Raw genomic sequence first — 13457 nt, 5'->3', positions numbered from 1 at the left:
GGGCGGTCGGACACGGCACCACGGCCGTCCCACCCGCGATCGGGAAGCTCCCGACAGGCGAGAACTCCGAGGCTAGCGGTCGCAGTTCGGGCCGGTGAAGCAAGAAACGATATCGCGACCGCGGGCGGCACCGATCGCTTTGGCGATGGGGCCGGCGAGCTCGCCGCCGCCGATGTCGTCGCGCGTCTCGGGGCGCCCCCGCTCGCCCGGCCCGGACGAGATCACCGCCTCCGTGACGCGCCGCCACTATCCGGAGCTGGACTTGCTGTCCAAATTGGACGTAGAGTCCACATCATGAACGTGGAAGAGAGCCGGGACCCCCGTGTGCGAACGTGGGCGCCGGTGTGTCGGGCGGTCGCGCTGTTGCTCGGCCCGTACGCCGAGGTCGTCCTGCACGACCCGGAGACCGACCGGGTCCTGGAGATCTGGAATCCGATGACCTCCCGCCGCGCCGGCGATCCTTCGCTGCTCGGCGAGTTGGACGAGCTCGACCCGTCCACACAGGAGGTGTACGGGCCGTACGAGAAACTGCTCGCGGACGGCCGCCGGCTGTCCTCGGTCAGCGCGATCCTCCGGGACAACCGGGACCGGCCGTCGGCGGTGCTGTGCATAAACCTCGACCGCACGCCGCTGGAACGGGCCGCGGCGGTCCTGTCCGCCTTCGGCGCCCCGACCGTGGGGCGCCCCGAGCCATTGTTCGAGCAGGACTGGTCCGAGCGCATCCAGCACATCGTCGGCAGCCACGTCCGCGAAACGGGTCGCCCCATCGACCGCATGACCCGCCAGGACCGCCTGGTCGTCCTCGGCCGGCTGGACGAGGCCCGGGTGTTCGCGGTCCGCCGCGCCGCACCGGTCGTCGCCGAGGCCCTGCGGGTGTCCCGCTCCACCGTCTACGGCCTGCTGGCCGAGCTCCGAGCCCAGAGCGCGAAGGACTGACGCACATGACCCGGCTGCCCGACTTCCGCCTGGAAACGTACTTCTCCCGCTGGGAGTTCACCGCCCGCCACCATCTGACCGCCTCCGACGCCCAGACGATGACACTCCGCGAGTTGCTCGCACTGGCCGACGACAAGGACCGCGACGCCTTCGACAATCTGTCCCTGGGCTACACGGAGACCTTCGGCGACCCGGCCCTGCGTGCGGTGATCGCCTCGACGTACGAGCACGCCGACACGGACGACGTCATCTGTTTCGCCGGCGCCGAGGAAGCCCTCTACCTGGCGATGAACGTCCTGCTCGACGCCGGTGACCACGCCGTCGTGGTGACCCCCAACTACCAGGCCGCCGAGACCGTGCCGCTGGCGCTGTGCGAGGTCACCGGCGTGGCTCTCGCCGCGGACCGGGACTGGGCCCTGGACCTCGACGCGGTTGCCGCGGCCATCCGGCCGAACACCCGGGTCGTCTCGGTGAACTTCCCCAACAACCCCACCGGCAAGGTCATCGACAGCGCCGACTTCGTCGCCCTGGCCCGACTGTGTGACGAGCGCGGCATCCACCTGTTCAGCGACGAGGTCTACCGCGGCCTCGAACGCGACCCCGCCCGCACCCTGCCGCAGGCCGCCGACCTGTCCCGAAGCGCGCTGTCGTTGAACGTGACCTCGAAGGCCCTGGGGCTGCCCGGACTGCGCATCGGCTGGATCACCTGCCGCGACCGCGCGCTGCGCTCGCGCCTGGAGCGCGCCAAGCACTACACCACCATCTGCAACTCCGCGCCCGGCGAGGTCCTGGCCCGCATCGCGCTCAAGGCCCGCGAGACGATCCTGGACCGCAACCGCGCACTGATCACCGCCAATCTGCCGGTTTTCGACGCGTTCTTCACCGAGTTCGCGGACGACTTCCAGTGGCGGGCGCCGGACGGCGGATGCGTCGCCTACCCCCGATACCTCGGCGCCGACGGGGTGGAGGAATTCTGCACCCGTCTCGTGGAAGAGGCCGGCGTCCTGCTGCTGCCCGCGAGCATCTACCGCTCCGAACTCACCGCCACCCCCACCGACCGGTTCCGCATCGGCATCGGCCGCCGCGACCCGGAGGAAGGACTCGCCGCCTTCGCCCGGTGGATGCGAGCGCGCCGATGACTCCCCCCTCTTCGACACTGCCGCCATCGCGAAGGCCGCCACCAGGCGGCTGGTCCTGGATACCGTCCGGGACGCGCTGATCGCGCACGCCGAGGGCCGCACCAGCGTGCCGCCGCCACTGCACATGGACTTCCCTGAAGCCGACGGGGACTGCCACGTCAAAGCCGGTCGGATCATCGGCGCCGCCGACTTCACCGTCAAGATCGCGACCGGCTTCTACGGCAACCCCGACCTCGGCCTCCCCTCGAACCACGGTCTGGTCTGCGTGTTCAACGCCCGCACCGGACAGCTGCGCGCGCTCCTCGACGACGGCGGCGCGCTGACCGCCTGGCGCACCGCGGCCGCAGGTGCGCCGATCACCCACGCCCTGGCCCGGCCCGACGCCGTGACACTGGCCGTCTTCGGCACCGGTGAACAGGCCCGCCTCCAGGCCTCCTGGCTGGCCGAACTCCGCCCGGTCGGCATGGTGTTGGTACACGGTCGCAACCCGCGCAAGGCCACCGCCCTGTGCGACGAGCTCAACGCGAACGGCCTGCCCGCCCGGCCCGCTTCGGCGCGAGAGGCGACCGCCGCCGACATGCTCATCACCACCACCCCGGCAACCGCACCCGTCCTGGACGCCGCCCACGTGCGCGAGGGCGCGCACGTGACCGGCATCGGCACGGACATGCCGCACAAGAACGAGCTGCCGCCGGCGCTCTTTCACCGCGCGGGGCTCATCGCCACCGACGACCACGACCAGTGTCTCGACCACGGCGACTTCGGCCACGCCGTCCGCGCCGGGGCCGCCGCCCGTGACGACGACATCGCGGCCGGCCTGTTGCTCAAGGAACCCGTCGACCGCTCCCACAGCGCGATCACGGTCGCCGACCTCACCGGCGTCGGAGCACTGGACGCGGCAGTCGCCTCGGCCGTCCTCGGCCGACTCCCGCTCTGAACACCGAAGCCGCCCGGGCGAAGCCGGTCGTCGATACCGAAGCCGACGATGGCCCTCGGCAGCGGAAGGCGGCCCCAGGCAGCGGATGGCGTCATGGAGCGCCGTGCAGGCGGCAGCAGAGCGAAGACGAACGCGGAGGCGGGCTCGGGGAGGGACGCCCGGGGCTCTGTCGGTCAAAGCTTCGTGCACATGCCCTCGTCAGATCTCCGGAAGGCCCAACCCGTGCATGTTCGGCGCGTGGTCGCTCTCCCCCCTCAGCCACACCATGTGGACCAGATCCTCCAGGCGTACGTCCTGCGCGCGCAGGGCGTGCACCAATGCCCGGGCCGCGGGCTCGGCGTCACCCGGCCCGGGGTTCGGCACGCGAATCTCGGGGAGCCGCACCGGCCCGGTACCGAACTGCCAGCCCGTCCCCGACTCCAACAGCGCCTTGCGGGCCCCGTCGGCCGCCTCCAGGTGCAGTTCTTCGGCGGAGCAGGAGAACTGCACGAACCGTGAGTCGTCGTCGTCCGAGGTTCGGATCACCATGTCCAGGCTGTCGTCCAGCCGGCCCATGTCCGTCACCAGCGCCTTCAGCGTCTCGCCCAGCCACCGGCCGAACTCGTCCCAGGTCTCGGCCTGGCGGACTCCGGGTGTGAACGCCTTCCGCAGCGCGGCATGGCGATAGAGGTAGCCCTGCCACACCCCGAGCTCGGCAACGCTGTCGTCGCGTTCACCCCATTCGGCGAGTTGGTACTCGTGGTGCTCGACCACCTTCGTGGCGAGCAACCGCAACCGCACCCGGTCCCTGGTCCATTCGATCTCCAGAAGGGTCTCCTCGCGGCGCCAACGCAGCACAGGACCGGGTCCGCGCCGGATGGGCGCCGGCCCCATCCGCGCCTCGGCCGCCCCGTTCGCCGCCTTGAACACCGCTCCCAGAACGCCGTCATCGTCCGTACGCGCCAGGTCGCACTCCAGCGAGGTGAAACAGCCCTCACCCGGCGACCCCAGGACATGGCCCCGGTGGGCGTAATTCCATCCACCCGGCAACGGCCCGACAAACGTCAACCCATGCCTGACCTCGGAGCGCAACGTCCACCCCAGATCGGCGGTCACGCGCTCCACCGCGCCCCGATCCCACTCCCCCATGGACATCACGTCGAACCGGGCAACCAGGTCATCGATCTCGGCATCGGTCAATCTGACGGTCATATCCGGGATGCTATCGAGGCCCTCCGACGCCTTGGAGAGCACAGCGGCGACATACACGGGGATCGTCTCGCCCGGGCAGCCTCGGAGGGCACGACGCCCGAGCCGAACGTCGCGGCGGCTACTCCTACGCCCGTTCGGCGCAGAGCTGGGTGGTCAGGGTCGCGCGGGCCCACTCCTCCCAGGCATCGGGGGACCAGCCCCGGTCGCGAACGAAAATCAGGTACAGCTCGGGACTGAGCAGTCCGTACAACAGGTCGGCGGCGCGGGCGGTGTCGATGTCGGGCCGGGCGTCGGGCTTGGCGGTCAATGCCGTTGCCGCGGCGTGCTGGACGGTATAGCGCGGGTCCGGGCCGGCGGGCCACTGGGCGGCGATCTCCGGGTCGGTGGCCGCCGCGGCCGCGATCAGCGGCACGACCGGGGCGACTCGGCCGAGGATGTCGCGTACGCCCCGTACGTGGGCGCGCAGTTGCCCGGCCGCGGTGGGCTCGGCGCACGCGGCGCGGAACCAGTCGCGGTCCATCGTGGCGACCGGTTCGTCGTCGCCGGCGATGGACGTGTCGACGACGTCCTTGAACAGCGCGCGCTTGTTGCGGAACACGAAGTACACGGTCTGGACGGCCACTCCCGCGCGGTCGGCGACCTCCTGAAGGCTTGTCGCGCCGTATCCCTGCGCGACGAACAGTTCGCGCGCCGCGGCGACGATCCTCTCGCGGGTGAGCCGCGAGCGCTCGGCCCGCTTGTCGGGGCGTTTGGCGTTCTGCTTGTCGGATCCCTTGACCGCGTCCATACCCGAAGTCTATATCTAGAGTCGGTCACTAGAGTTCAACTACAACTTCTTGGAGGAACCGGCGATGAGCGAGACTCGGACGGCCGCGGAGCTCGACCAGGAGGCGGCCGTGCGCCGCGCATTGGAGGACTACTACCGGGACGGCCGGCCGCCGTGGGACAGCGGCGTCACGCCGCCCGAGCTGGTGACCCTGGTGGAAGGGCCCGGTGCGCTCACCCCCGGCCGGGTCCTCGAACTCGGCTGCGGCACCGGGACCAACGCGGTGTACCTGGCCCGACACGGCTGGCGAGTGGAGGCTGTCGATCTGGTGGACCGCGCGGTTCTACAGGCGCGGGAGAAGGCCGACGCGGCGCAGGCGGACGTCACGGTGCTGTGTGGGGACGCCACCCGCCTCGACGAGGTGGGCGTGCGCGGCCCCTACGACCTGTTCTTCGACCTGAGCTGTTACTGCGGGATACCGCCGCACCGCCGCGACGCCTACGCCGCCGGCCTCACCGACCGCGCCGCTCCCGGCGCACGGCTGTCGATGTTCGGGTACGGGCCCGAGGCGTTCGACGACCCGATCTCCGGCGTCACCGCGGACGAACTCCGCGCCAGGTTCACCGGGTGGCAATTGGTCGACGTGGCACCCGGTACCAACCCGGTCCCGACCTTCTGGTTCACACTGCACCACATCGCCACCGCGACATGAGGCCCGCCTGTCCCGTTCGGGTGAACTGCGCACACCGGGGCTCGGGTTGAGGTAACCGCGAAGCTCGACGCGCCGGCCGTCCCGGGCCTTCTGTTCGCGAGCCCGGGCCGGCTCGAACAGGGCGAGAACCCACTACTGCCCTTCGGGGAAGGGCGGATCCATGGTGGCGAGCAGGGCGTCGAGGTTCTCCCGGAGTGAGATCGCCCGGGCGGAGAGGAGGTCGGCCTCGGCCAGTCGCTCGGCGTCGCGCAGGTTGAACGGCGCCCAGTCGTGGCTCCCGCCCACCAGGTGGTCGCGCCTCCAGCGCGAGAGTCCGCGGTCGAGGAAGGCTCGGGCGTCGTCGGCGGTGTCGAGCGGGATGATGCGCTGAACGAAGCGGGCGTGCTCGTGGTCCCATCCTGCGGCGATCAGCATGCGCGCGGCCTCCGCGCCCGCGCCGGTCGTGCGAGCCCACACGCTCGCCTCGTACTCGACGCGCAGGTCCCGGATCACCCGTGCGCGCTCGGGCGTGAGCGGAAAGCGGCGTACGACGTAGAACTCGTGCGATCGGGTGGTGCGTTCGAGGACCCACACCGCGCACTCGCAGTCCTCGTCCACGTACATCAGGTCCTCGTCGACGTGCCGCGTATCGGCGGTGTCGTCGAACGCGACGGCGCGGCGATCGTTGCGATCCGGCGGGCCCGGGTCGTGCATGGACACGGTGGCGCCGTCCGTGGTGTCGGTCCCACCCGAGCGCAGCAGCCGCCAGACACGCTCGCGCAACTCGGCGCGGCGTCGGACCCGTTCGCGATCACCCTCGGGGACGGACGGGCCCGGCGGCGGTTCCGGAGGTTCCCCGTCGGCGGGTAGCCCACGCCACAGCGCGGCGGGGCATCGGACGACGTCGGGGGTATCCGACGCGGGAGCGTGCAGCACGGTGGGGTGGTCGGGCGGCCCGGTCCAGGTGGGATGCGCCGCGATCGCGTCGCGCACGACATCACCCCACGGCCCGGAGACGGACGCGGCCCGGTGGTCGTGGAGGACGATCAGGGCGCCCGAGGCGGAAACCTGCCAGAGCCGCTCGCGGTGGATCACGCCGGCGTCCGGGGTCTGTTCCGTGTCGTAGCCGACGAGCAAGACCCCCGCGGGCAGCATGAGCAGCACGCCGGCGGCGACGTCGAATCCCGGCACCGGCCTCACCTCGGTGGAGACGCCGGTGACGCCGGTGACGCCGGTGACGCCGGTGACGCCGGTGACGACGACCCTCCCGTAGTGGGTAGCGGCCGTCGACGGAGGCGGAACACTCACAGGGCGCAAGGGGGTTCCTCCGTAGGAGCGCGGGTGGCGGCAGGAGCCCGGCACGACGCTGGGTCGTTCCGGTCGACCCGATCGCCACGCTCGAACCTACGTGGTCACGGCACCGGCTGTCTCAACTCGGCGCCGCGCCTTGGGCATTGCGCAGGCGGGCCGGTTCGACTTCGGTCACGGCCGTCTTCGCGTCCAGCTCGCAACCCTTCGCGTACGCCGCGGCGAAGGCTTCCTCCCCAGTGCGGCCCGCCCTCGGCGAGTGAGGTCACGAACCTGCCGATCGGTGCGGTCGTGAGCGCCGCGCAGCCGGAAGGCGGCACAGGAGCACTGGAGCGGACGTGCTGCCGACTTCGATCATCTGCTGCTCGGCGCCATCGACGGCGGGACACATGGCGACGGTCTCCCACCGATGCAGGTTCCGCGTACCGCATCCTCGCGTCGCGGACGGCAAACCTGGTTCGTACCAAGGCGACGAGGGTGTGTGCTCATGCTCCACCTCGGCCGCCGCGACAGCGCCTCGCTCGCACAGGTTGCCGCCGGAGTCAGTTCGCGTAGCGACTCACGGTCTCCGGGTGGATGACGAGACGAACCTGGTCCGCGGCCAGCATCTCGGCGAGTTGGTCGGCGCGGGCCGGGTCGTCGACGTCCCAATAGCGGGCGGCCAGACGGGTGCACAAGTCGTGTGCTCCGTCGGGTTCCACCGTGACACGGCCCGCGACCGCCACCCAGCGCTCGCTTTCACCCACCGGGGCGGCGACTACGATCGAGGCACGGGAGTCGCGGCGTAGGCGCCGCACCTTGGGCGAGTCCGGACCCGTGAAGAGTTGGATCGTGCCTTCGGCAGTGGCCTCGAACCACACCGGCCGGGGCTGGGGCGGGATCGGCCCCCCGGCCACGGACAGGAATCCGTGCAGGGGGCGTTGGAGGAATTCGAGATCCTGGGGAGTCAGCGAACCGGCGTCGATGCTCATCACAGTCCTTCCGGTAGGCGAGGAAGACCGTCCGAGCCTATGTGAACCAGGCATCGCCGCGCGGCCGGTCGGTGGCCTGTTCCGTGACCTCGATCTCCCGGGAGCGCCGAGCGCACCGGCCACGGCGGACAGCATCGATTGGGCGGCCGGGAGTCTCGGCCTCCGGCGGCCACACGGGCCGAGGAGTACGACCGAGAAGCACCGACCGACGCCGACGACGTAGTCGCGAAAAGCGCCTGTCACCCGCCATCGCAACAACCTGACCCTCATCGAGTGGGCCGCCTCTCGGACGGCCACCACATCTTCCCCGGTGTCACGGCCCGCGCGCTCCGGCGTCGGATCATCCCCGCAGACGCGGGGAGCGGAATCCGCGCCGTGGCTTTCGGCGTGACAAGGACGAATCGAATGGCCCAAACGAACGTCCGGCCCTGTTTGAGGGATTGTCCATCGGACGACTCTCCCCCCGTACCGCATTGGTCTCAAGGGGTTGTCATGTCGCGTCGGGTCGTGTCTGTCTGCATCGTGGTCACCGCTCTTCTTTCGTTGGCCGGTTGCGGCGACGACGACGGGAAGAGTGGTTCGGGTGCCGCGTCGGCGTCGCCGTCGGTGAGCTGTGATCCTCCCGGCCTGCCGCAGGACGAGTGGTTGCGGTTGTGCGGGCCCGGATCCGGTCGCGACACCGGGTCGGCGAACACCGCGCCAGTCGGGGGCTGGGTGGCGATGCCCAACGGCGTCGTCGTGTCGGTGGCGCGCGTGGAGCCCGCGCCCGCGGCTGCGAGCGCCGCGCCCGGTTCCTTCCCGGCGCTGGTCACGATCACCGTGACCAACCGGTCGCAAACCCCGTACGACGTCTCCGGAGTGCATGTCAGCGAAATGAGCCGCGTCGGCGGAGCCCGCGCCGAACGCATCGCGCACGGGAGTCTGCCGCAGCAGGACTTCACCGGCACGGTGGCACCGGGACAGTCGGTCTTCGCCCAGCAGCTCTTCGACGTTCCCGACGCCCTCCGTCCCGGTTTCCGCATCATCGTCGCCATGACCCCGCTCCCCTCGGCGCTGCCGGACGCCACGTTCACCGGCACCCTGCCGCAGAGCGCCGGCACCACACCGACACCCGCCCCGTCCGGGTCGACCCCGTAACGCACGGCGTCGGAGACGGCGCGGCGACGGGACACCGTCCCCGTCCACCACAGCAGGACCTGCGTGGTCGTACCAGCCCTTCCCGTAGGCAACGGCCAATCCGGGGTACTTCGCGACAGACGCGGCAGGTTGCTCCCGCGGGATGCCGGTGAGGTCCCGGAATCGATTCCGGACGGGTGAAGCGGGTTGCGGTCATCGGCCCCCGTGTCAGGGCGTGCGTCCGGCCACATCAACCCCGAAGCCGCCGGCGACCGAGACCACGGTGCCGCTTTGGCGGCAGCAGGCGGCCGTCGTCTTCGCCGGCCAGGGTGCCCGTTCCGCCCTGCTCGATGCCGTCCGTGGGTCGCCGACCGGGTTCGGTCAGGCCCGCCTCGTGCGCGGCTATCGCGGCTTCGACCCGATTGCGTGCGCCGATCTTGCCGAGGATCGAGCTGACATGCGCCTTCACCGTACCTTCGACCAGGCACAGGTGGACGCCGATCTCCGCGTTGGACAGCCCGGTGCCGAGCAGGGCCAGAACCTCGTGCTCGCGATCGGTGAGTCGGTCCATCCGATGCCGGGGCCGCGTTTCACTCGCCGGCGCGTCGGACCGCAGGCGCGCGACGACCCGGGCCGCGACCCTCGGTGAGAGGTACGCGCCGCCCGCCGCCAGAGGTGGAAGAACTCGTCGCCCGGGTCGGTGAGTCCGGTGTCGCGGTGGACCTGCGCCGGAACGGCTCGGCCCCGGCGCTCTCGCCGCTGGTCGAGCACGCGGTGTACCGCGTGGTGCAGGAGTCGTTGACCAACACCATCAAGCACGCAAGGGGCAGTAAGGTCCGGATACGCATCACCCATCGGAACGAGCGCACCACCGTACGGGTGACCAACTCCGCGCCGCCCGCAGCCTCGTCGGCGGGCCCGACGTACGGCACGGTCGTGCCCCCCGGTTCGGGCAACCGGGGGCTGATCGGGCTGCGGGAGCGGGTGCTGCTGATCGGTGGAACACTCCGTGCCGCTCCCCGTGACGGCGGCTTCGAGGTCGTCGCCGGCTTCCCGGATCGGGTACGGTCCGAACGGGCCGAGACCACCGATCGGCCCTCGGTGAAGGCCGGTTCGGACTCGGTGCGTGAACTCGCGGCCGCCCGGCGCAGCGCCCGATTCCGCTTCGCCGCCGCGTTCGCGCTACCGGCGGGGGTAGGGCTCGTGATGGTCGCGTCGGCCGCGTATCTGGCGCTTCGACTGTCGGGATGCGTCCTTGCCCCCGCGGACTACGCGGCGCTGCGCGTGGGCGGCGAGCGCGCCGAATTGGCAAACTCGCTGCCGTTGCGACAGTTCCCCTTCGTGCCGGACGAGATGCGGACGCTGCCTCGACCCGCCGGTGCCGTCTGCGAGTTCTACCGATCCAACGGCAACCTCCTGGAGCAGGTGGATGTGTACCGGCTCTGCTTCTCGGGATCCCGACTGATCAGCAAGGACGTGTTGCCGGCGAACGGCCCCTCCCACAGGGACACGCCGGCGCCCCGCACGCCGGAACCCCGGTGAGTGCGGGGCGATTCCTCGTGCGGTCGATCCCCGGGCCCATCCCCCCGGTTCGACCCTTCGGTCCTTCCTCACCCGCTCGGGAGGAAAGCCGGGCCGAGGCGGTCGGGGTCGGGGCCGTCCGCATCACCCGGCCCCGGATCACCGAGGCGCACTGCCTCACCTGCCGACCAACGGGGCGCCGGGCAGGCGGCGTGGGGGACTCATTTCGTACCGGTGGCGCCCGAGTGGGTCATCACGTAGTTCAGCGACGAGGCCAGAGCGGTATGGGCGAACACAGCCGCGAGCCGGTCCCAGCCCGCAAGCGTGAAGTGACCCAGCAGCCACCACACCTGGATACGGTCGTCACACTCCCAGAGCGGCCGAGGGCCTTTCAGCGTCGCGAACAGCCGTGCCCGCGGCGCCTTGCCGTCGGCCAGGCGCGCTGCGTCCTCGGCGCAGCACAGAACCGGCCGGGGCAGCAGTTCCGGCGACGGCTGCCACAACGCACCGACCTTCGCCGGCCCGTGGTGTGGATCGAACAGACACGGCGCCGTGTACAGGCCCGTGGCGTCCGGGCCGAAGCCTTCTCCCGGTCCTGCGGGCAGGCACACGCGGGCCTGGGCGAGTTGAGCGGTGAACCAGCCGACCGGCGATGCGTCCAGGAAGAGGTCGGTCGGGTCGGGTGCGGCACGCAACGCGTCCCGAATGCGCGCGGCGTCCGCGGTACGAGCCACAGCCTGGGAAGGCGAACCGCAATCGACCACTCGCGCTTCGACCGCGGCCAATTCGGTGTCGAACTCGTCGAACATGCGCAGCAGCACCGCACGGGTCTGCGCTATTTCTCGGTCATACGCGGACAAGAGTGCTCCTCGGGCATTCAGCGGACCGGCGCGGGCGTGCCGGAAACCCGAACCGATCATGCCGTGCCTGCGTGACACCCGCCGAGACTTCGCCCCACCTGTCGAAGATCGCGCGATTCCCACGCGCGCATTCGGGCGATTTTTCGGGTCAGCCGGAGATCCCGTCGGCGTCGGCCGGTGATCGGAGCCGGCCGACCTCGGCGACGACCACCGTGACCGTGCGGTCGTCGGCCTCCGCGAGGAGCGCGCCGCCCGGGGCCCACAGGGCTGCGCCGCCGCAGCCGGTCCACGGTCCCGACGGGCCGACGTGGTTGGCCATCACGACGTACAGGCCGGTGTCCTCGGCGATTCCCGGGTAGACGGCCGCCCGCTCCGCGATCCCCTTGCCCGTGCCGTACAGCGAGCTGGCGAGGTGCACTTGGCAGCCGTCGGCGGCGCCGCGGGCGGTCAGCTCGGGGAAGTGGTTGTCGTAACACGTGGCCAGCGCGAAACGCAGGCCACCCAGCTCGAAGCGCCCGTCCCGATCGCCGGCCGCGAAGACGCCCCGCTCCTCCTCGTAGAGGTACTGCTTCCGGTATGTGGTCACCGGTTCACCGTCGGCGTCATAGACCAGTGTCCCGATGGCGGGCAGCGATCCGCCCGTGGTCACGGCGCAGTTGACGACGGTGGCGATCCCCGCCGCCCGGATCGGATCCAGTCGCGGATCGTCCGCACTCACCCACAGGCCGGGATCCTCGGCCAGGGATCCGAGTTCGTACCCGGTCAGCGCGAGTTCGGGAAACACGACGAGTTCGGCGCCCCGTGCGCGCGCCTGCTCGGCGAGAGCCACAAGCTGTCGAACGTTGGCGGGGATGTCCGCGGGAACACACGTGAGCTGCGCGGCAGCGATCTTCATACCGCCGAGCATGCCAGGCCATGCCGCGACGGTGAGAGCCGTGTCCGGGAATCTTGGCACCACGACTCGGTCGAACCTGCCCGACACGACACGAACGGCACGGTCCGGCAGAGTCGGCGAGCGCCCGCGGCGGGGAGGTCGGTGCCTGGATGGCAGGGCGTGTGATGGTCTCCCGCGCCCCACGATTCACTCGTAGGAGTGATCTTTCTTCAGGAGCGTCGCAGCGTCGGAGAGATTGCCGCTAGACAGGCAATCCACTCACCATGGCCGAAGGTTGCACATGCCGCCTATGGTTGCCGGCTGGTTGCCTCAGGTTGGCTTGCCTCAGGTCGTGGAGATGCACTCATCGGTCCGTCGTCCAGAGGGAGCCGTCCATGGCCAGCGTGTTCCAGCAGCGCAAGATCCAGGAAATGTTCGTCGCGTTCGATGTCGACGGGGACGGCTACCTGCAACGGGACGACTTCGAGGCCCTGGTGGACCGCTGGGGCCGGCTGCCGGGCGTGGAGCCCGGGACGGAACTGCGCGCCCGCGTCGAGGCGCTCCTCATGGGCTGGTGGGACGAGCTGTCGGCGGCCGACACCGACAACGACGGCAGGGTCGACGTTTACGAGGTCCACGCCCTCATGGACCGGCTGCACTCCATGCCGGAGGCCGTCACGGCCACCGCCCGGACCATCTTCGACGCCATCGACGAGAACCGGGACGGCCGGATCTCTCGCACCGAACACCGCCGACTCGTCGAGACCTGGCACGGCCGCAGCGTCGACACGGACGCGGTCTTCGACCTGCTCGACCTCGACGGCGACGGCTACCTGAGCCGGCCGGAATTCGCCCGACTGTGGTCCCAGTTCTGGATGAGCGACGACCCCACCGAGCCCGGAAACCTGCTCTGCGGACGCATCCCCGAACCGGGGCCGGCGAGCCGGAAGGCGTGATCCGTCAGCCCATCCGACCGACGGTTCCCGGTACTCCGAGGTCCGGATCACCCGCTCCCCCGCCGTCCGGGGATCATGCGCCGTGTCACCGTCAGGGCTGCGCGGTTCCGGCGCGGGAACGTCGATCGAGCACCCCGGTCCTGCCCGCGATACACAGCCGCGCCGGGTCGGGGCCGATCACCACCGCCCGG

Annotated in this window: 14 protein-coding genes; 7 read left to right on the top strand and 7 right to left on the bottom strand. The window is 70.8% G+C overall.

Annotated features, from left to right (window positions below; translation table 11 throughout):
* Positions 1-294: 294 nt before the first annotated feature.
* From ACIRL2_RS30350 to ACIRL2_RS30340, 3 genes are read left to right on the top strand one after another with little or no spacing between them, the layout of a single operon-like run.
* Positions 295-936 carry a transcriptional regulator gene (locus ACIRL2_RS30350; protein ID WP_402236219.1) on the top strand — a complete coding sequence of 214 codons (642 nt, stop codon included), beginning with the start codon at positions 295-297 and terminating at the stop codon, positions 934-936.
* 5 nt (positions 937-941) lie between these two features.
* On the top strand, positions 942-2075 hold the full coding sequence (locus ACIRL2_RS30345; protein WP_395861096.1) for an aminotransferase class I/II-fold pyridoxal phosphate-dependent enzyme: 1134 nt from the start codon (positions 942-944) through the stop codon (positions 2073-2075).
* Between the two features lie 25 nt (positions 2076-2100).
* Positions 2101-3012, top strand: a complete 912-nt coding sequence (locus ACIRL2_RS30340) for an ornithine cyclodeaminase family protein (RefSeq protein WP_402236442.1) — start codon at positions 2101-2103, stop codon at positions 3010-3012.
* 198 nt (positions 3013-3210) lie between these two features.
* On the opposite strand, the gene ACIRL2_RS30335 is transcribed toward ACIRL2_RS30340, so the two are convergent.
* Together ACIRL2_RS30335 and ACIRL2_RS30330 are read right to left on the bottom strand one after the other, a co-directional pair.
* Positions 3211-4203, bottom strand: coding sequence for a hypothetical protein (locus ACIRL2_RS30335; RefSeq protein ID WP_395861092.1), 993 nt, complete (start codon positions 4201-4203; stop codon positions 3211-3213).
* A gap of 124 nt (positions 4204-4327) precedes the next feature.
* Positions 4328-4990 carry a TetR/AcrR family transcriptional regulator gene (locus tag ACIRL2_RS30330; protein WP_395861090.1) on the bottom strand — a complete coding sequence of 221 codons (663 nt, stop codon included), beginning with the start codon at positions 4988-4990 and terminating at the stop codon, positions 4328-4330.
* 64 nt (positions 4991-5054) lie between these two features.
* Between ACIRL2_RS30330 and ACIRL2_RS30325 the strand changes: the two genes are divergently transcribed.
* Entirely contained in the window at positions 5055-5681 is a 627-nt protein-coding gene (locus tag ACIRL2_RS30325; protein WP_402236215.1) for a class I SAM-dependent methyltransferase, read from the top strand.
* Positions 5682-5813: 132 nt separating this feature from the next.
* On the opposite strand, the gene ACIRL2_RS30320 is transcribed toward ACIRL2_RS30325, so the two are convergent.
* Positions 5814-6968 (bottom strand): hypothetical protein, encoded by a 1155-nt coding sequence (locus ACIRL2_RS30320; RefSeq protein WP_402236213.1) that lies wholly within the window; start codon positions 6966-6968, stop codon positions 5814-5816.
* Positions 6969-7510: 542 nt separating this feature from the next.
* Positions 7511-7939 (bottom strand): pyridoxamine 5'-phosphate oxidase family protein, encoded by a 429-nt coding sequence (locus tag ACIRL2_RS30315; RefSeq protein WP_395861084.1) that lies wholly within the window; start codon positions 7937-7939, stop codon positions 7511-7513.
* Between the two features lie 507 nt (positions 7940-8446).
* On the opposite strand from ACIRL2_RS30315, the gene ACIRL2_RS30310 reads away from it, so the two are divergent.
* A complete protein-coding gene (locus tag ACIRL2_RS30310) occupies positions 8447-9076 on the top strand; it encodes a hypothetical protein (RefSeq protein ID WP_395861083.1) in 630 nt (209 codons plus the stop codon).
* Between the two features lie 229 nt (positions 9077-9305).
* Here ACIRL2_RS30310 and ACIRL2_RS30305 read toward each other — a convergent pair whose 3' ends face one another.
* Positions 9306-9626: a response regulator transcription factor gene (locus tag ACIRL2_RS30305; protein WP_402236210.1), complete on the bottom strand. Its 321-nt coding sequence runs from the start codon at positions 9624-9626 to the stop codon at positions 9306-9308.
* A gap of 104 nt (positions 9627-9730) precedes the next feature.
* Between ACIRL2_RS30305 and ACIRL2_RS30300 the strand changes: the two genes are divergently transcribed.
* Positions 9731-10597, top strand: a complete 867-nt coding sequence (locus ACIRL2_RS30300) for a sensor histidine kinase (RefSeq protein WP_395861079.1) — start codon at positions 9731-9733, stop codon at positions 10595-10597.
* A 200-nt stretch (positions 10598-10797) separates the two neighbouring features.
* On the opposite strand, the gene ACIRL2_RS30295 is transcribed toward ACIRL2_RS30300, so the two are convergent.
* Together ACIRL2_RS30295 and ACIRL2_RS30290 are read right to left on the bottom strand one after the other, a co-directional pair.
* Complete coding sequence (locus tag ACIRL2_RS30295; RefSeq protein WP_402236207.1) at positions 10798-11436, bottom strand: hypothetical protein; 639 nt, start codon at positions 11434-11436, stop codon at positions 10798-10800.
* Positions 11437-11584: 148 nt separating this feature from the next.
* Positions 11585-12331 (bottom strand): carbon-nitrogen hydrolase family protein, encoded by a 747-nt coding sequence (locus ACIRL2_RS30290; RefSeq protein WP_395861076.1) that lies wholly within the window; start codon positions 12329-12331, stop codon positions 11585-11587.
* A gap of 374 nt (positions 12332-12705) precedes the next feature.
* Between ACIRL2_RS30290 and ACIRL2_RS30285 the strand changes: the two genes are divergently transcribed.
* Positions 12706-13266, top strand: coding sequence for an EF-hand domain-containing protein (locus ACIRL2_RS30285; protein ID WP_402236204.1), 561 nt, complete (start codon positions 12706-12708; stop codon positions 13264-13266).
* Positions 13267-13457 lie beyond the last annotated feature (191 nt).

The sequence above is a fragment of the Embleya sp. NPDC127516 genome (genome assembly GCF_044765325.1).
Classification (GTDB): domain Bacteria; phylum Actinomycetota; class Actinomycetes; order Streptomycetales; family Streptomycetaceae; genus Embleya.
The sequence above is the reverse complement of the archived record's forward strand: the minus strand, read 5'-3'. Positions and strand labels throughout refer to the sequence as shown.

What these genes read in the sequence shown, in the direction of transcription:
- ACIRL2_RS30315 (WP_395861084.1), bottom strand. Translation starts at nt 7,939, where the DNA reads ATGAGCATCGACGCCGGTTCGCTGACTCCCCAGGATCTCGAATTCCTC.
- ACIRL2_RS30285 (WP_402236204.1), top strand. Translation starts at nt 12,706, where the DNA reads ATGGCCAGCGTGTTCCAGCAGCGCAAGATCCAGGAAATGTTCGTCGCG.
- ACIRL2_RS30290 (WP_395861076.1), bottom strand. Translation starts at nt 12,331, where the DNA reads ATGAAGATCGCTGCCGCGCAGCTCACGTGTGTTCCCGCGGACATCCCC.
- ACIRL2_RS30345 (WP_395861096.1), top strand. Translation starts at nt 942, where the DNA reads ATGACCCGGCTGCCCGACTTCCGCCTGGAAACGTACTTCTCCCGCTGG.
- ACIRL2_RS30330 (WP_395861090.1), bottom strand. Translation starts at nt 4,990, where the DNA reads ATGGACGCGGTCAAGGGATCCGACAAGCAGAACGCCAAACGCCCCGAC.
- ACIRL2_RS30305 (WP_402236210.1), bottom strand. Translation starts at nt 9,626, where the DNA reads ATGGACCGACTCACCGATCGCGAGCACGAGGTTCTGGCCCTGCTCGGC.
- ACIRL2_RS30325 (WP_402236215.1), top strand. Translation starts at nt 5,055, where the DNA reads ATGAGCGAGACTCGGACGGCCGCGGAGCTCGACCAGGAGGCGGCCGTG.
- ACIRL2_RS30335 (WP_395861092.1), bottom strand. Translation starts at nt 4,203, where the DNA reads ATGACCGTCAGATTGACCGATGCCGAGATCGATGACCTGGTTGCCCGG.
- ACIRL2_RS30350 (WP_402236219.1), top strand. Translation starts at nt 295, where the DNA reads ATGAACGTGGAAGAGAGCCGGGACCCCCGTGTGCGAACGTGGGCGCCG.